Origin of the sequence: Staphylococcus sp. HMSC034C12, from assembly GCF_001835895.1 — a bacterium.
GTDB lineage: Bacteria > Bacillota > Bacilli > Staphylococcales > Staphylococcaceae > Staphylococcus > Staphylococcus hominis.
This window is the reverse complement of sequence record NZ_KV826358.1, coordinates 1-17918: the sequence shown is the minus strand read 5'-3', so window position 1 is coordinate 17918 and position 17918 is coordinate 1. Positions and strand designations below refer to the sequence as shown.

At 29.3% G+C, this 17918-nt stretch carries 14 protein-coding genes; 7 read left to right on the top strand and 7 right to left on the bottom strand.

Annotation, left to right across the window (positions count from 1 at the left end; translation table 11 throughout):
* Positions 1-88 precede the first annotated feature (88 nt).
* Together HMPREF2629_RS09480 and HMPREF2629_RS09475 are read left to right on the top strand one after the other, a co-directional pair.
* Complete coding sequence (locus HMPREF2629_RS09480; protein WP_070813326.1) at positions 89-763, top strand: response regulator transcription factor; 675 nt, start codon at positions 89-91, stop codon at positions 761-763.
* The gene (locus tag HMPREF2629_RS09475; protein WP_070813325.1) at positions 756-2129 is read left to right on the top strand and encodes a sensor histidine kinase; all 1374 of its coding nucleotides are present in this window, start codon (positions 756-758) and stop codon (positions 2127-2129) included. Before HMPREF2629_RS09480 ends, HMPREF2629_RS09475 begins: the two co-directional genes overlap by 8 nt.
* Before the next feature lie 51 nt (positions 2130-2180).
* Here the strand turns inward: HMPREF2629_RS09475 and mqo are convergent, their stop codons facing one another.
* The gene (gene mqo / locus HMPREF2629_RS09470; protein ID WP_049417695.1) at positions 2181-3659 is read right to left on the bottom strand and encodes a malate dehydrogenase (quinone); all 1479 of its coding nucleotides are present in this window, start codon (positions 3657-3659) and stop codon (positions 2181-2183) included.
* A 311-nt stretch (positions 3660-3970) separates the two neighbouring features.
* On the opposite strand from mqo, the gene HMPREF2629_RS09465 reads away from it, so the two are divergent.
* Entirely contained in the window at positions 3971-5116 is a 1146-nt protein-coding gene (locus tag HMPREF2629_RS09465) for a glycosyltransferase family 4 protein (protein ID WP_070813324.1), read from the top strand.
* 44 nt (positions 5117-5160) lie between these two features.
* Here the strand turns inward: HMPREF2629_RS09465 and HMPREF2629_RS09460 are convergent, their stop codons facing one another.
* Positions 5161-6762: an L-lactate permease gene (locus HMPREF2629_RS09460; protein WP_002448432.1), complete on the bottom strand. Its 1602-nt coding sequence runs from the start codon at positions 6760-6762 to the stop codon at positions 5161-5163.
* 355 nt (positions 6763-7117) lie between these two features.
* On the opposite strand from HMPREF2629_RS09460, the gene HMPREF2629_RS09455 reads away from it, so the two are divergent.
* The gene (locus HMPREF2629_RS09455) at positions 7118-8803 is read left to right on the top strand and encodes a CDP-glycerol glycerophosphotransferase family protein (RefSeq protein ID WP_070443401.1); all 1686 of its coding nucleotides are present in this window, start codon (positions 7118-7120) and stop codon (positions 8801-8803) included.
* A gap of 55 nt (positions 8804-8858) precedes the next feature.
* Here the strand turns inward: HMPREF2629_RS09455 and HMPREF2629_RS09450 are convergent, their stop codons facing one another.
* A complete protein-coding gene (locus tag HMPREF2629_RS09450) occupies positions 8859-9374 on the bottom strand; it encodes a GNAT family N-acetyltransferase (protein WP_019834770.1) in 516 nt (171 codons plus the stop codon).
* 176 nt (positions 9375-9550) lie between these two features.
* Here HMPREF2629_RS09450 and HMPREF2629_RS09445 point away from each other — a divergent pair, with 176 nt between their 5' ends.
* Complete coding sequence (locus HMPREF2629_RS09445; RefSeq protein ID WP_017174935.1) at positions 9551-9775, top strand: twin-arginine translocase TatA/TatE family subunit; 225 nt, start codon at positions 9551-9553, stop codon at positions 9773-9775.
* Complete coding sequence (gene tatC / locus HMPREF2629_RS09440) at positions 9717-10472, top strand: twin-arginine translocase subunit TatC (protein ID WP_256325173.1); 756 nt, start codon at positions 9717-9719, stop codon at positions 10470-10472. The genes HMPREF2629_RS09445 and tatC overlap by 59 nt, the downstream gene beginning before the upstream one ends.
* A gap of 70 nt (positions 10473-10542) precedes the next feature.
* Here the strand turns inward: tatC and HMPREF2629_RS09435 are convergent, their stop codons facing one another.
* Genes HMPREF2629_RS09435 through efeO form a run of 3 tightly spaced genes read right to left on the bottom strand, consistent with a single transcriptional unit; the run spans position 10543 to position 14331 of the window.
* Positions 10543-12273 (bottom strand): FTR1 family protein, encoded by a 1731-nt coding sequence (locus HMPREF2629_RS09435; protein WP_070813322.1) that lies wholly within the window; start codon positions 12271-12273, stop codon positions 10543-10545.
* Positions 12254-13480 carry an iron uptake transporter deferrochelatase/peroxidase subunit gene (gene efeB, locus HMPREF2629_RS09430; protein WP_049417685.1) on the bottom strand — a complete coding sequence of 409 codons (1227 nt, stop codon included), beginning with the start codon at positions 13478-13480 and terminating at the stop codon, positions 12254-12256. Before efeB ends, HMPREF2629_RS09435 begins: the two co-directional genes overlap by 20 nt.
* The gene (gene efeO / locus HMPREF2629_RS09425) at positions 13477-14331 is read right to left on the bottom strand and encodes an iron uptake system protein EfeO (RefSeq protein WP_049334640.1); all 855 of its coding nucleotides are present in this window, start codon (positions 14329-14331) and stop codon (positions 13477-13479) included. Before efeO ends, efeB begins: the two co-directional genes overlap by 4 nt.
* A 319-nt stretch (positions 14332-14650) precedes the next feature.
* Here efeO and HMPREF2629_RS09420 point away from each other — a divergent pair, with 319 nt between their 5' ends.
* Positions 14651-15646 carry an acrylyl-CoA reductase family protein gene (locus HMPREF2629_RS09420; RefSeq protein WP_002448474.1) on the top strand — a complete coding sequence of 332 codons (996 nt, stop codon included), beginning with the start codon at positions 14651-14653 and terminating at the stop codon, positions 15644-15646.
* An 89-nt stretch (positions 15647-15735) separates the two neighbouring features.
* On the opposite strand, the gene HMPREF2629_RS09415 is transcribed toward HMPREF2629_RS09420, so the two are convergent.
* Positions 15736-17918: DUF1542 domain-containing protein (locus HMPREF2629_RS09415; RefSeq protein WP_070813321.1), on the bottom strand; the 2183-nt coding region annotated here is incomplete at its 5' end.

Sequence of the window (17918 nt, the reverse complement as noted above, 5' to 3'; positions counted from 1 at the left end):
AGTAAATATGAACTGAATATGAACAACAAAGAAAATTGTCTTAGATTTTAAAGATTCGTATAATAACAAGAAAAGGAGCGAAAAGTAAATGATAAAATGTTTAATTGTAGATGATGATCCAAAACTTTTGCATTATGTTTCTAAACATTTAGAAGCGGATCATATAAAAACAGTGACACATTCGAGTGGAGAACAAGCTTTAAAATATCTTAATCATCATCTTGTGGATATCGCAGTTGTAGATATTATGATGACAGGTATGGATGGATTTGAATTATGTCAATTATTAAAAGATCGCTATCAATTACCAGTTATTATGCTTACAGCACGAGATGCATTAAGTGATAAAGAACGCGCATTTGTCAGTGGCACAGATGACTATGTAACTAAACCATTTGAAATTAAAGAATTATTATTTAGAATTCGTGCCGTTTTGCGTCGTTATCAAATTAATATACAAAATAAGATTGAAATAGGAAATGTTAGTTTAAATGATGAATTTATGGAGGTAAGTGTAGAATCTAAAAAAATGAATCTTCCTACTAAAGAATTCCAACTTCTATTTTTATTGTGTACTCATCCAAAACAAATTTTCACAAGAGAGTCTATTATTGAAAAAATTTGGGGTTTCGATTATACAGGCGATGAAAGAACAATAGACGTTCATATTAAGCGTTTAAGAGCACGCTTAAAAAAATTAGAAGCAACTATTGAAATTCAAACAGTAAGGGGCCAGGGATACAAGGTGAATAAAGATGTTTAAAACATTATATAGTCGCATTGCGATTTATACTATTACTGTGATTATTTTTAGTGCATTAGTTAGTTTTTTCATAGCAAATATATATTATCATTTCAATCTCAAAGAAAATAATGACACTAAAATTATGCGTACGTTAAAAGAAGCTCGTACTTACGAACATCAACTTCCTTCAAAATACGTAAAGTCTTATTTTCAACATTTAGGACAAATGAATTATCAAATCGTTACCGTCGATAAACAAGGACAAAAAACATTTTATGGTGAACCTTTTAGAAAAGATACACTGTCCTCATCATCTATTAACCAAGTTATGCGTGGTCATGATTATCACGGTATAAAAAACAAACCTTTTGAATTATTTGTGACAGGTTTCTTTGATAACGAAACAGATAACACGGTGGGCATAAGATTTTATGAAGACCATGAACCTATAGCAGTATTTATGCGGCCAGATATAGGTAAAACATTCGGCGAGTTTAGAATATTTTTATTTGTATTACTCATTTTCTTATTGCTGATATCTATTTCACTTGTTATTGCTTCAACATACTCGATCATTAAACCTATTAAAAAGTTAAAAATGGCGACCGAACAATTAATGAATGGGAATTTTGAAACACCCATTTCTCATACCCGTCATGATGAAATTGGAACTTTACAGTTTCGTTTTGATACCATGCGTCAGTCATTAAAACAATTAGATGACATGCGTCAACATTTTGTTCAAAATGTTTCACATGAAATTAAAACACCTCTTACACATATTGAAAGACTATTAACTGAATTACAATTTGCGCATTCAGAAGATGAACGTCATAGCTTAATCAATGATATTCATTTAGAAATTACACGTCTTAGTAACTTAATAAAAGAACTACTATTACTATCTGAATTAGATAATGCGAATCACTTATCTGTTGACGATAATTTAGAATTATCTTCACTCATTACTGATATCATTCGACATGAACAATACACGATTGATGATAAATCATTGATGTTATTATCTGATATGCATAAAATATATTTCCAGGGAAATCGTCGCCTTTTACATCAAGCATTTTCGAATCTAATTCAAAATGCTATTAAATATTCAGATATAAATGGCATTATCGATATTACTTTGAATCAAGAAAATAATCATATTATTTTTGCGGTCACAAATGAAGGACAAACTATTTCTAAACAAGCGATACCACATCTATTTGATCGTTTTTATAAACTCAATGCTAGTGATAATAGTAATGGTTTAGGACTAGCAATTACTAAGTCCATCATTGATTTACATCACGGTAAAATATGTGTATCTAGTGATTCTAAAAATGGCACGACATTTAAAATTCTATTTCCGCATATCCTATTTTAACTTAATCGAAAAAACAGGCAGTGTTAAAAATGACACTACCTGTTTTTTCGATTATTTCACATTTAAATATTTTCTTACTTCTTTATTTACTGCGTTATAAACTTCTTCGTGCTCATTAAGTTTAAGTCCGTATGATGGGATCATCTCTTTAATTTTTGGAATCCAAGCATCAAATTCATTTTTGTAACAGCGTTTTAATACATCTAACATGATATCGACAGCTGTTGAAGCTCCTGGAGAAGCACCTAATAATGCTGCAAGTGATCCATCATCAGAAGTAATGACCTCTGTACCAAATTGTAAATTTCCTTTACTATCTTCTGTATCTTTAATCACTTGAACACGTTGTCCAGCAATAACAACGTCCCAATCTTCGTCTCTAGCATTCGGTAAAAAGATTCTTAAATCATTCATTCGATCTTTATGACTAAGCATTAATTGAGAAACTAAGTATTTAGTTAAATTAAACTCTTTAACTCCTGCTGTTAACATCGTCACAATATTATTCGGTTTAACAGAACGAATTAAATCTAAATTGGATCCTGTTTTCAAAAATTTAGGTGAGAAGCCTGCAAACGGTCCAAATAATAGAGATCGTTCTCCATTTACAAATCGTGTATCTAAATGTGGTACAGACATCGGCGGTGCTCCAACATCTGCTTTACCATATACTTTTGCATAATGACGTTCAATAACGTCTTTGTTTTTACAACGTAAGAAAAGACCACTTACTGGGAAACCACCTACATGTTTAGACTGCTTAATTCCAGTTTTTTGTAGAAGTGGAAGACTTGCTCCTCCAGCACCAATGAACACAAACTCAGATTCAAACGTGTGAATTGTATTAGACTTCAAATCTTTGACAGTCACTTTCCAATAACCATTATTTAATCTTTCAATATTTTGAACTTCTTGATGATACGTAACATCTACTTTATGTTCTTTTAAATTAGAAATTAATTTTTTAGTAAGTGCTCCAAAGTTTACATCTGTACCAGTTTCATCCCGAGATAATGCAATAGGAACGGGTGATGTTCTACCTTCTACCATTAACGGCACCCATTCAACAATTTTATCTCGATCTTCTGTGATTTCCATTTTTTGAAATAAAATATTTTCTTTTAAAGCTTTTACACGTTTTTTCAAAAAGTCTACGTTTAAAATACCTTTAACAAAGCTCATATGTGGCACAGATTGAATAAAATTACCTGGATGTTCTAGTTGACCAGTTCTAACTAGATAAGCCCAAAATTGTTTAGATACTTGGAACTGTTCATTAATTTTAATTGCTTTTGTTACATCAATACTGCCATCTTTATTTTCTTTTGTATAATTCAATTCACATAGAGCTGAATGTCCTGTTCCAGCATTATTCCATACATTAGAACTCTCCTCACCTGATTGTTCCAATTTTTCGAAAATTTTAATTTCTTTTTCTGGAGATAAGTCTTTTAGTAATGTTCCTAATGTTGCGCTCATTATTCCGCCACCGATTAAGATGACATCTGTTTTGCTATGTTCTATACTCATAACAACCCAGTCCCCCTTTTATAATCACATCTTCAGTCGAAATAAACACGACCATTTTTAATTTAAAACGCTTTCTTTTATCGATAAAAAAATAAATATTAATTTGACGTTAAAAGCGTAAATAAAATTTTAATTACTATAGTAATTATATACATAATTTCTCTTTGAAAAAAGTATTTACACGAATTATCACATTATTTTATCTCTATTTTCAAAAATATTTTAATTTTATTATAAAGCTTACAATATTTATACAGTTGGTTTATTACATGCTATAATTTTTATAATATTATTAATAACGAGGTACAATCATGAAATCATTTACTTTTTTAATGCATAATATATACGCCTTAGGTGGCACAGTTAAAGCAATGACTGAACTAGCAAATACCTTAGCGGACAAAGGTCATAACGTTGAAATTATCTCTATTTTTAGAGCTAAAGATATGCCTTACTTCAAACTTAATTCTTCTATTAAAATAAAGTCCTTAGTTGATTATAGATTAAAACCACAAAATGTGATTTCTATCTTTATGAATCGATTGAATAAATACACTCCTTTATTAAAGCCTATCTACCTTTCAAAACATGAGCCTGGTTTAAATCAATTCTCCAAGTATATTGAACATAAACTGATACGTGCAATTAATGATATAGATACCGATGTACTCATAGGTACAAGAGCAAGTTTTAATATATTTATTTCTAAATATTATCATGGACATGCAATGACAATAGGTATGGAACATATGAATTTAAATGCCTATCCCAAAGCGTATCGACAAGAAATATTAGATGCTTATCAACATCTAGACGCACTAACCACTTTAACTCATACTGATAAAAACCATTATGAATCATTCATTGAAACACCTGTATATGTCGTTCCTAATATTATTCGAACTAAAAAATTAAATCTACCTAAAAAAAATATTATTTTAAGTGCCGGACGTCTAGAATATGAAAAAGGTTATGATATTTTAATCGAAAGTGTCCAACTCATTAAAGATACGCTTAGACAGAAAAACTATAACATCGAGATATATGGTGAAGGTCAAGAACATCAAAATTTACAAGAAACTATTAATCATTACCAGCTTAATGACTTAATAACTATATATCCAGCCACTCAACACCTTAATGAAAAATTAGCGCAAAGTCGAATGACTGTCGTTCCTTCACGAAATGAAGGGTTTGGAATGGTCATATTAGAAGCAATGGCTCAAGACAATATTGTTATTAGTTTTAAAGATACACTTGGACCTTCACAACTGATTCAACATAATCAAAATGGTTATTTAGCAGACTATGCGAATGCACGATCATTAGCAAAATATATTGATCTTGCTATTCAAAAGAGAACGCATTCAGAAAATATGATTAAATCGAGTCATCAAACTCTTGAAAGCTATTCTCCAGATAAAATCTATAATGCTTTTTATTCTATTTTCAAATAAAAAAAGGATTGCAATTCTCCGAATTGCAATCCTTTTTATTATAACTACATAAACATTGATAAAATAAATGTCCAAATACAGATAAATATCAATAAAGCAACACTGTATTTTAATGTCATTTTAAGTAATTCTGATTCTTTACCCACTTGTTTTACAGCTGCTGTTGCAATCGCAATTGATTGTGGAGATATAAGTTTTGCAGCCACACCACCAACAGTATTCGCTCCAACAAGTAACGGTGCACTTGTACCAATTTGTTGGGCAACTGAAGCTTGAATTGGTGCGAATAATGAGTTGTTATTTACAACAGAACCAGTCATGAACACACCAATCCATCCTAGGATTGGAGATAAAATTGGGAACACGCCGCCTGCTTTTGCGATACCTTGACCCATTGCAGCACTTAAACCACCATATGTAGTGATTTTAGAAATTGCTAAAATGAAACAAATAGTTAAAATTGGTAACCATAGTTCTTTGAATGCTTCTACGAACAAACGTCCTGCATCACCGAAATTAACTTTTTTAGACATTAAAACTGTAATAATAATTGTAAGTAAAATGGCTGTACCAGTTTGACCAATAAAATTAAAACTTAATGTAATAGGTTTATGTGCTACATCACTGTATGTTCCTGGTAAATTAAAGTTAAATACCAATGCTGATAAAGGACCATTTGGTGCAAATAAGTTTTTAAAGAATGTTGCACTCCAAATCATTACAATTACAGTTAAGATAATGAATGGGCTCCATGCATATAAAATTTCTTTACCACTATGTGGAGTAACTGCTTCTGGTTTAACATCTTTTTGTATTCTAAAAATATTTTTAGGTTGGAATTTTTTAGAGAATACTGCTAACACACCCATAGTCACTAATGGTGGAATGATGTCAGCTAATTCTGGACCAACAAATACTGTAATTAAGCCTTGTAATACTGTATAAGTAATTGAAGCTACTAAAATTTGTGGTAATGTTTCCTTAATACCTTTAAAACCATCAATAATAAAGATTAATAAGAATGGAATAATAAAGTTAATAATTGCTAAAGTAAGTGTAGACACTTGAGACACGCTCATTGCTTCAACATGTCCTGGTAAATGAAGTGTATTCACAATACCAACTGGAATACCAATTGCACCGAATGCACCTGAAGCAGCGTTGGCAATTAAACATAACATTGCTGCTTGTAAAGGTTTAAAACCTAGTTGTGCAAGTAATAATGCACAAATTGCAATTGGCACACCGAAACCTGCAGCACCTTCTAAGAAGCCATTAAAAGCAAAACCAATTAATAATAATTGAATACGTTGGTCTTGTGAAATGCTCATAATGCTATCTTGAATTGTACTAAATTGACCAGATTCTTGAGTCGTTTTATATAATAAAACGGCCATAATAACGATATAACCAATTGGGATAATACCTTGATAGAATCCTTCTATTACACCACCTGTAGCAATACCACCAGGTAATTTAAAGAATGGCAATGCAATAAGTAAAGTAACTACTAAAGTAGTGATTGCTGCATAAATCCCTTTCATTTTAAACACAGTTAAACATAACAAGAATAAAATGATTGGAATTGCTGCAATTAAACTAGATAACGCTAAGTTACCAAAAGGGTTAAAAGAATGTACTAACATAGTTTAAACGCTTCTTTCCTTAATATTTTATTATATTGATGAATTATCTAGCTAAACAACTAAAAATTCACTTTTCTAATTTTAACAGGTATTCACAAAAATTAACATATTGTAATCAAGTTAAAATTAGAATATTACACTTTTTATTTTTGTGAATATTTTCACAAAAATAATATAACATTTCTTATCACAATTGACAATACTGTAAAAATAATTTATGTCAACAATAGTAGTAAGATCTATTTGAATTTTCATAAACATATGATTTTATATTATCATTCATGTAAATATGAATTTTTTAAAAGTGCATGGTAAAATAAAAATATGAAATTTAGGAGTTAAAGGATAATGCATAATGATTAAACAAATAAATATATCTAATATGTCACATCTAGATATACAACTTAATAAAGCTAAATCTGCAGGGTATTCACATTTTATCCCCTATTCTAACGAAATAAAAATTAATCAAGACATGCTTAATGCTGTCTCATTAGGTGAACATTCTATTGCAGTTGATTACACAATCCATGGTGTTTATCTTAATGATTGTCGTTATTTTGGGAATGATAAATTAAGTTTTCTCGCTTGGATGAATAATATTAATCATTATCCAAATATCATTTATAATATTGATACTGCGCTGATTTACCTCTCAAAATATCAAATTCAATCTATTATGGACCTAGCAGTCATCACTATTTTAAAAAATGAGGTTGATATAGATGGACATGTTGTTTTTGATTTTATTGAGGAATTACAGACATCTAGTTCATTTTGGAATTCGTTAGATACAAGAGAAATTAAAATTACCAATCACTTTGATTTAAATAAACTAGCTTATATCCACGGCCATTCGATTCCATTTCCTAAATATAAGCATCCATTAGCTGACGAAACTCTTCGTTTTGCTGATAGCTGGCTTGTAACAACAAAATTTAAATTGCCTAAATGGATGTACAATAAAATTCATCAACGTGCGATTCAAAATCATAAAAAACTAAGTTATGTCTATACTAAAGATACATCCAAATTGAAAAATCATGTCGTATTTTTAGGATTCGATTATGGCTATAGAGGTAACTCTAAATACCTTTTTAATTACTTTGTAAAACGAAATCCAACAACAGAAGCTTATTACATTACAGACGATAGACATGGACCATATTTCCTTCCCATTGATGCAGAACATAATAAAGAACTTATTGAAACTGCAAAAATTGTAGTCATTGAAAGTTATATGCCTGAAGCATATCAACCTAATGGTACAGTCATTCAATTATGGCATGGTACGCCTATTAAAGAATTATTTTTAGATAGTAAAGAACCCTATCAAAATCAAAATATTTATAATTACAGAGCAAGAAAATATAATAAATGGAAACACCAATCATATGTCTTATTAGATTCAAAAGCTTCAGAAGGTTTATTTGAGACTGCTTTTCCTAATGAAACGGTTCAATTTCTTCCTTTTGGTTATCCAAGAGTAAGTTATTTACTAAACTATAAAGATAATCAAAATCAGCAAAGAAAAATACGTGAAAAATTAAAACTTAATCATACAAAACCTGTTTTATTATATGCGCCAACATGGCATAAAAATACAGAATCATTTACACCTTTAACGATGACACCAGAGTTACTAGAAAAATACTATGTGATATATAAGGGGCATATTGAAGGTGATGATGCTATTCCAGAAGGTGTCATTGAGGCTCCTATAGATATCGAAACACAAGACTTAATCTTAATATCAGACATTGTGCTTACTGATTATTCTTCTATCATTTTTGATGCCTTAACTATTGATAAAAAAGTTTGTTTATATACTCCTAATCACAAAGAATATAAAGAAGAACGTGGCGTCTATATTGATGTGCTGAACAGTCTAGCAAAAGTTTGGTACACAAACGAAGAAGTGTTACTAAATCATTTAATACATGATACGATTCCTACCATTCATCGACATGCACTTATAAATCGTAATAATCAATCTCTAAAAAAACTAACTCAACTTATGAGAGATATTTTAGATAAATAATAAAGCACTAAGAGGACAGAACTTTTCTGTCCTCTTAGTGCTTTATTGTGTTATTTTAAATTTCTTTTTCCATAATTAAATCCATGTCTATTACATTACCATTAATAAAGTCATGGTGTCCTGTAATTTCAAATCCTTGCTTTTTATAAAAGTCAATGGCAGAAGGATTATTTTCCCAAACACCTAACCATATTTTTGATTTATTATACTCCCTTGCTTTATCAATAGCTAATTGAATAAATTGACTTCCTCTTCCTCCACCTTGGTAATCCTTATCAAAATAAATGCGTTGAATTTCTAAATATTGATCACCTTTTGGTTCAGTTTGTGTTTCATTAATATTTAATTTTAAATAACCAGCAATCTCATCATCTACCTTATAGAAATAGTGAAATGATTGGTGATGTTCGATTTCTGATAATAACTTCGTTTCATTATAGTTTTCTTTAAAAAATTTTTTAAAGTTTTCATCAGTATAACTACCTTTAAAAGTATCATAAAACGTTTTTTCTGCAATTTTTCTTAACTCACTTACATTATCTTTTTTAATTTCTTCAATTTTTTCTTTCATATTTTCCCTCTTTTTATTGTACTTATTTTTCTCAAAACCAGATAATATCTTATTCCTTATCAAACACATTTCAAACACTATATTAAATTATTTTTTTATAAATTAAAATATGTATTGATAATAATTATCAATAAGTATAAAGTAAAGATAGACTATATTAAAGTGAGGTGTTTAAGATGTTTCATGAGTTATTTATATTAGGTATTGCTGGACCTACCAGTTTAGTCATTATTAGTATTGTTGCATTAATTATTTTTGGTCCTAAAAAATTACCACAATTTGGTAAAGCAATTGGCAGTACTTTAAGAGAATTTAAGTCTGCAGCTGAACACATTGATTCAGATGAGGTGGAGGAAACACCCAGTAAACATTCTAAACAACAGCGAGACAAATCAAACTAGTTCGACCTTACTCGAACACTTTGAAGAATTAAGGCGACGTTTAATTAATATACTTATTTCATTTTTAATTACTTTGCCGTTAGTATACATATCATCTAAATGGTGGATCACAACTTTTGTTTACCATATTAAACGCACTCAAGTTGTTTTACATACTTTTTCATTCACTGAAATGATTCAAATCTATATACTAATCATTAGTTTTGTAACTTTGTGCTTAGTTCTTCCTATTATTTTCTATCAATTATGGGCATTTATATCACCAGGGCTTCATCGACGTGAACGTTTTTTTATTTATAAATATAGTTTATTATGTACTGCGTTATTTATCATTGGTGTCGGTTTCGCCTATACTATCGGATTTCCATTAATTATAAAATTTTCATTAACATTATCGAAAACAATGTATATTCAACCAATGATTGGTTTTAATGCTTATTTACATGAATTAATAAGGTGGTTATTTATATTTGGTGTCGTCTTTCAATTACCTATGTTTTGTATGGGACTAGTTAAAATGGATGTAATAGATATTAAACAATTACACCAATATCGCAAATATATTTATTTTACTTGTTTCATTATTGCTAGTATTCTTGCACCACCAGATATCACTTTGAATCTATTTTTGACTTTACCACTCATTATTTTATTTGAAATAAGCATTCTTTTAACTAAAATAACTACTCGACATTAATGAATTCGAATCAAATGCAAAAGTCTCAAACGAGTAAATTAATCTACTCGTTTGAGACTTTATTTTCAATTTAGATATGATGCTTTGTTTTAGTATGTTTTAAAGTGAAATAAGCAATTAATAGTATATAAATTAATTGTGCACTCATCGTTTCAATACTTGGATAAAAACCAATGATATTAAGTGTTGGAATATGCTCAATACTATGTTGTGTTATCATTCCAAGTAATTGTAATTTTTGAATACTAATTCCTAACATTTTAAATGCCATAATAAATATTAAAATAGAAAGTACTCTAAAAATAAAATATATAGGTATCAATCGTATAACTGTTTTGAATACCAATGTAAATATGCTTAATATAACAATGGCTAGTATAATTCCTATAACAAAATCTAAAGTTTTTATACTTCCCATCATTCCCATATAAAAGATAATGACTTCAACGCCTTCTCTCAAAACGGATATTAATCCAATTGTACCTAATAATGCTAAGTTTCGATTACTTATTGCATGGTGATACATTTGTTGAATCATATCATTCCATCGCTTAGCACTTGAACGTCTATGCATCCATATACCCACAATATACATTAAAACAACTGCTATTATTCCTAGTGCTGCTTCCATACCTTCACGTAATAATCCATTATTTCCTAGTACTTGAATAAAGATAAGTGCTAATGCGAGACTTAAAATCAAACCTAATATAGCGCCACCAATGACACTTGTTGTCCCTTTAGTGTCTCTAACCTTTCTTGTCATAGTTGTTAATGTCAATATGATTAATAATACTTCTAATCCTTCACGTAAAAATATAATCATTACATCTATGGATGAATATGCGTCTTCACTTACAGTATCTTTAATTTCAGAATTTATTTTTATTAAACTTTCTTTAATACGATCTTTATTACTACTATCTAAAATACTTTGATAATATGGAATTTTATCTTCAATTTTTGTATATAAACTACTGTTTTTAGTTTGAATTTTGCCTTCAACATAAGGCCATATTTGTATAAATTTAGTCAGTGCCTCATCTGATTGTTTTAACTGATGACTCTCGATACCTTTGATTGCTTTCTCTAATTCAATATTAAGTTGGGTAACTTTATATTGATTTTTTTCAGTATTGGATTGCTTTTTATCAACAGTATCAATACTTGTTTTAAATGTCTTCCAAGCATTATCTACTTTTTTTATGTCTAATGGTTCTTTTTGAATAGCTACACGTAACTGCATCAAGTATACTTCTATTTGTCCATATTTATTTTCATCATAATTTCTGATGGCCGTTTCATGTTTTTTCCAAATTTGATTTAACATATTATTAATAGACTGTAATTTTGATCTATCTTTATTTTTTACAGCTTCTTGCATGATATTATCTTTTGCGTTAATTTGTTTTTTTAAATTTCTAATATCTTTATCAATATCATCAGTCGATACAGAACTTTCATAAACGATGAGAGATTTTGTTAACTCCGATAACGAGTCGATTTGTTTATTTGTAGTCGTTGCTTGATCAATCATATGAAGTTTCGATTTAACATCTTTTCCTTTTTTATTTTCTTTAATATTTAAAGACATTATTTTATGTTTTACTTCATTCAACACGTTTTGTTTTTCGTTATAATTTAATTGTTTGTGCTCTAATGTCGATTTCGCATCAGAGATAGCTACATACGCATCATTTAATTGACTATCATTTGCAACACTAACTGAAGTCAATGAAAACAAACGTGTAATAATGATTAAGAGAGTAATTATCGATATCTTAACTAAATAGTGCTTCACCGATATAGCCTCCCTTTTGTATCCCTGGTAATACAAGAAATGATGCAGAACCTCGATGTGTGATATATTCGTTTAATTTATCATTGTGTCCTAAATTATTTTGAATATCGATAAACTGTTGAATAGATTTTTGGAAACAAATAAACATGAGTCCAGTATCTAAGTCACCTGTTTTAGCATTTGTACCATCATTATAATTATATGCTCTACGTTTAATAGAAGTTTTTACTTCACGAGCTAAACGGGTATGCGCATTCTCATCGATAATATACTTACCCTTATTATTTTTAGCCTTTAAATCAATATTATCGAATTCTTTCTTACCTGTTAGAGGGGCACCTGTAGAACGTTTACGACCAAATGTTGCTTCTTGCTCTTCTAATGCAGTACGATCCCATGTCTCAATATGAATTTGGATTCGTCTTATAATGCAATACGTCCCATTTTCTGCCCATCCATTATCAATAAATACATATTTTTTTAAGTCGTTATTGTTTCGTGGATTAACTGTACCATCTTTAAATGCCATCAAATTTCTCGGTGTTTCATTTTTTTTAGTAGAAATAAAACCATGTTGTGACCAGCGAATTTTAATGATGTCTCTAAAAGGTCGTATTAAGTTATGTATGGCATGAAAAGTAACTTGAGGATCATTTGAACAAGCTTGAATCATAATATCTCCATCACTATACTCTTCATCTAATTGATCATTAGGAAAATGAGGTATATCTCTAAAATCAAATGGAATTTTAGATGATAATCCTATTTTTTTCAAAAAAGACTTACTCACGCCATATGTTAAAGTGAGTTTGCTAGCATCTAATCCTATTGATTCACCAGTATCTACAGGTGGTAATAGTGTATTGTTACTATTTTCCCCAATAATAGCACCGTCAGTCATACTAACAGACATTTGAGTCCATTTTTTAAACATATCTTTAATTAATGTTTGATCTTTGGACTTTAAATCTAATGCAATGAAATTACAATTTTTTTGAGTTGGTGTAGTAATACCAGCTTGAATATGTCCATAAAATTCATATGAATCGTTTTCTTCACTTTCAGGAGTATCAAACATAGATTTAAATGAAAAGATACTGCCTACACTACTTGCTCCAATAACAGCACCAGCACTTCCTATACCTAGTAACTTTAAAAATGAACGTCTAGTCATTTGAGGGTGATTTTTATGATTTATATTACTCATTCTGTAACCACAGCCATTTTACTTAATGGTTCTCCTAGTGAGTTAACTGCATCTGATAACGCTTTTCTATCTTCTTTAGTTACTGCACTATAATCTTTATAACCATCATTATTTTTATATTTATCAAGTAATTGATTCACTTTATTAAAATTATCCATAATTGTAGAACTCAATTTTTTGTCTTTCTTTTCTAATTCAGATTTAAATAATTCATAAATTTTTTGAGCACCTTCGATATTTGCTTTAAAATCATATAAATCGGTGTGAGAGTATATCTCTTCTTCTCCAGTAATTTTTGATGTAGATACTTCATTTAATAAATCCACTGATCCTTGTAGCATTAACTTAGGTGTAATATCTAATGTATCTACTTTAGCATCTAATTCTTTAGCATCTTTTAGTAATTGATCAGCATCCTTCTTAGTCATTTCATCTATTTTATTTTCTTGATAAAGAGATTTTTCAATTTTATGATACCCTGTCCACTTATCTTCTTTTTTCTCTTCTTTCATATCAGCTAGGCGGGCATCGATTTTAGGATCTAAATCGCCAAATGCTTCAGCTACGGGTTCAGAACGTTCATAATACATGCGTACTTTAGGATACAAAGATTTTGCTTTTTCAATATCATCTGCTTTTATTGCAGATACAAATTCTTCAGTTCCTTTTAAAAACTGATCTAACTGTTCATTTGTATATTTTCTATATTCTTTAGCTGCTTTCTGTAATGCTACTTTATTCTCATTTGTAGATTTTTTTGAAGTTTTCTCATTAGCATTATCGTGATTATTATGACCACAAGCTGTTAATAGTAGTGATGATGTTAGTAAAATAGTTGGTAATTTCTTCATAATAAATTCACCTCATTAAAATTTAGTGATTATCTTTTGATGTTAAATATTTTAAAATGTATATTCTCTACATCTAAATTTTAAAATTACAGTTTTGTATCTCTATCAACATGATTATTATCAAGTGATAATCATTATCAGTAAAATTATATATTTATGCTGTTTTACTGTCAATGTAATTATTTTTTTATCAAAATATAGACTATTTTATATTTAATTTATATAAACTTTTTAACTTAATGACTCGTTTAAAATGTGGTATGGTTATTTAGGATATGCAATTAACATCTAATTTTTTATTTTTAAGGAGTACGATTTTATGAGTGTAAATTTCAAAGCGTTTATGGTTGAAAAAGATAATGATGGCACTGTCACAAGTGATTTCAAAGATTTATCAATCAATGATTTACCTGAAGGTGAAGTTTTAATAAAAGTTCAATATTCTGGTATTAATTATAAAGATGCCTTAGCCACTGTTAAAGATAGCGGTGTACTTAAATCATATCCAATGGTTCCTGGAATTGATTTAGCAGGTACAGTTGTAGAATCTGATGATCCTACAATCGAAAAAGGTGAAGAAGTTATTATTACTGGCTATGATTTAGGTGTCAATCATTACGGCGGATTTAGTGAGTATGCCCGTGTTAAATCAGATTGGATTGTTAAATGTCCTGAAAATCTAACACTTGAAGAAGCGATGATTTATGGGACTGCTGGTTACACAGCTGGTTTAGCAATAGAAAAATTAGAAAAAGCTAACTTTATGACACTTGAAGGCGATAAAGTACTTGTACGTGGCGCTTCTGGTGGTGTTGGGTCTTTAGCTGTAATGATGTTAAATGAACTTGGTTATAAAGTTGTAGCAAGTACTGGAAATAAAAAAGCTACGAATAAATTAAAAGAATTAGGAGCAAGAGAAGTTATCGATCGTATTTCTGAAGATAGTAATGAAATATTAGGAAAAAGAACTTGGCAAGCTGCTATTGATCCTTGCGGTGGTCCTGGGACACCTTATATAGCAAAGCATCTAACAAATGGTGGTGGTGTTGCATTAATTGGTATGACTGGAGGTAACCACTTTGAAACTTCAGTATTTCCATTTATTCTTCGTGGTGTAAGCGTCGTTGGACTTGATTCAGTTATGACACCAATGAAATTACGTCAACGTGTATGGAGAAGATTAGCAACTGATTTAAAATCTAATAAATTACATGAAATTAAAAATACAATTGCTTTTAAAGATTTAAAACATTCTATTGAGACAGTACTTAATCATGAGAACGCTGGAAGAATTATTATAGATTTTGAAGCATAGTTCATATTTATTTAATAAAAAAGAGCAAGAAACCCAGTTTATAGTGGTTTCCTGCTCTTTATTTTTAAAGATACTAAGTTATATCTTTTTTATCTTTTATTCTTGTTATTTTTTTGTTTTTTTCTACGATTTTTTAATACTAATCCTAGACCAACTAATAGTGTCATTAATTCAATCTCTAATTGAATAGATGTACTTTCTGAACCAGTATCAGGTAATCTATGTGATTTAGATAAATGACTGTTATTAGATTGAATACCGTCAACATTTGATTGATTTTGATTATTGTCTTTATTGTTATGACTTAAGATGTTTTCAATTTTATCAATATCAAGCATATTCAATTTGTCCATTAATTGTTGGATAATTGAACCGATATCATCAATATGTGATTTATCAATTTCTTTTAACGTATCACGTCTAAGTTTTTCAAGATAATCAATTAATTTAGCTTTTTGTTCATCTGTTAAATCTTTGCGTGCGTTAATTTCTTTAATTTTATTATCTATTAACGCATTAGTAATTTCTTTTGCAACAATTTTCGCTATATTATCTTTGCCCTCTTTAAGTTTACGGTTAATTTCATTGATGTCATTGGCGTTATCAATGTTTTCAAGCGCTTTTTGTAAAGCTTTATCTATTTCAGCTACCACTTTTTGTTTCTGAGCATCAGTTAAGTTAGAATTATTTAGAATTTCTTGATGTTTTTTATTAGCAAAATCAATAATTTCTTGTTTAGCCAAAGTTTTAGCATCAATTAATGCTTTTAATTTATCGATTTCTTTTTGAGTATTATCTTTAATCTTATTAAGGTCTGTTAATGTAGTTGCATTATTAATCTGACCTTTTGCATTTTCAAGAAGACGCTCTAATTTAGATTTAAGTTTTTCTTTATCTTCTTTAGAAAGGTTAGGATTGTTGTCAATTTCATCTTTCAATCGGTTAACTTCATTTTCTAACTCTTCTAAAGCTTTTTGTTTAGCTAATTCAACTTGATGTTTTCCATCTAAATCATATTTTGCTTTTTTAATATCTTGAATTAATTTATTAATTTCTTCAAGTGATGCATTTGTGCCAATACCTTTATTTATTAAGTCTTCAGCTTTTTTAATAAGTTCATCGTAAGCGGATTTTTTATCTGGTGAAGCTTCTGAATAATTAACAGAATGCTTGATATCTAAATTATCAGCTATTTCATCAATTAAATGTTTCATAGCTTTATCCACTTCCTTAGCTTTATTAATAATTATATCTAAATTATCACGTGAATTTTCATTATCTATCATATTGTTAAACGCATCTTTTTGCGCATTGTTCAAATGTTTTAAGCTTTCCAATATGTGTTTAACATTATTTATAGCATTTTGTAATTTTTCTACACCATTTAAATTATTTTTAGCATCAATTATCTTATCTTTAAGTTGATTTATCACGCTAGGATCAATAATAGGATTTTTTGCATCATTAATTAGTTTTTCAGCTTCTTTTAGAGCATCATCATAGGTATCTTTTTTATCTTTATCTCCATCAGTATAATTAATACTTGCTTTGACTTTATCTTTTTCAGCGATGTTTTCTTTTAATTGTTTCATCGCATCATTTAATAAATCAGTATTATGTTTAATATTTTCTAATTCATCAGAAGTTGTAGAAGCTTTTGTCTTTTCTATTAATTTATCCTTCTGTGATTCTGTTAAATCAGTTTGTTGTTTAATTTTTTTAATGACAGCATCATAATCTAATATTAAGTCATGTTTAGCTTGTTCAAGTTCATCTTTAGCACGTTTCACATTTTCGATAGTTTTATGAATTTCATCAACTGTTGAAGTTGGGTTATCAATAACTTTTTGTGCATTAGCTAATGTATCTTTTGCTTGACTTAATTTATCTCTATAATTTTCAACAGAATCACTAGTCATATTTTTAGTTTCAGGCACCTGATTAATGCTTGTTTCTAAATTGTTTTTAGCATTATTCAATAAAGTTTTGTCTGGAATTAAATCATGTTTAGCTTGTTTTAATGCAACTGTAGCTTCATTTACTTTAGCTATTGCTTGCGCAATTTCCCCAGATGTTGCATTGTCATTTTCAATCACTTTTTGTGCGTCTCTGCTTACTTGTTCTGCCTCTGCTTTTTTCGCTCTATAATTATCTGCTGTTGCTTGCGTCATTCCTGGTGTTGGATCTTGTTCTGCCGTTGCTTCATCAAGTTGGCGTTTCGCTTCCACTAATCCACTGTTATTTTCTTTGTCGTGAAGTAAACTAATGGCAT

Coding starts and splice junctions, on each gene's coding strand:
- HMPREF2629_RS09480 (WP_070813326.1), top strand. CDS start 89: ATGATAAAATGTTTAATTGTAGATGATGATCCAAAACTTTTGCATTAT.
- HMPREF2629_RS09475 (WP_070813325.1), top strand. CDS start 756: ATGTTTAAAACATTATATAGTCGCATTGCGATTTATACTATTACTGTG.
- mqo (WP_049417695.1), bottom strand. CDS start 3,659: ATGAGTATAGAACATAGCAAAACAGATGTCATCTTAATCGGTGGCGGA.
- HMPREF2629_RS09465 (WP_070813324.1), top strand. CDS start 3,971: ATGAAATCATTTACTTTTTTAATGCATAATATATACGCCTTAGGTGGC.
- HMPREF2629_RS09460 (WP_002448432.1), bottom strand. CDS start 6,762: ATGTTAGTACATTCTTTTAACCCTTTTGGTAACTTAGCGTTATCTAGT.
- HMPREF2629_RS09455 (WP_070443401.1), top strand. CDS start 7,118: ATGATTAAACAAATAAATATATCTAATATGTCACATCTAGATATACAA.
- HMPREF2629_RS09450 (WP_019834770.1), bottom strand. CDS start 9,374: ATGAAAGAAAAAATTGAAGAAATTAAAAAAGATAATGTAAGTGAGTTA.
- HMPREF2629_RS09445 (WP_017174935.1), top strand. CDS start 9,551: ATGTTTCATGAGTTATTTATATTAGGTATTGCTGGACCTACCAGTTTA.
- tatC (WP_256325173.1), top strand. CDS start 9,717: ATGAGGTGGAGGAAACACCCAGTAAACATTCTAAACAACAGCGAGACA.
- efeB (WP_049417685.1), bottom strand. CDS start 13,480: ATGAGTAATATAAATCATAAAAATCACCCTCAAATGACTAGACGTTCA.
- efeO (WP_049334640.1), bottom strand. CDS start 14,331: ATGAAGAAATTACCAACTATTTTACTAACATCATCACTACTATTAACA.
- HMPREF2629_RS09420 (WP_002448474.1), top strand. CDS start 14,651: ATGAGTGTAAATTTCAAAGCGTTTATGGTTGAAAAAGATAATGATGGC.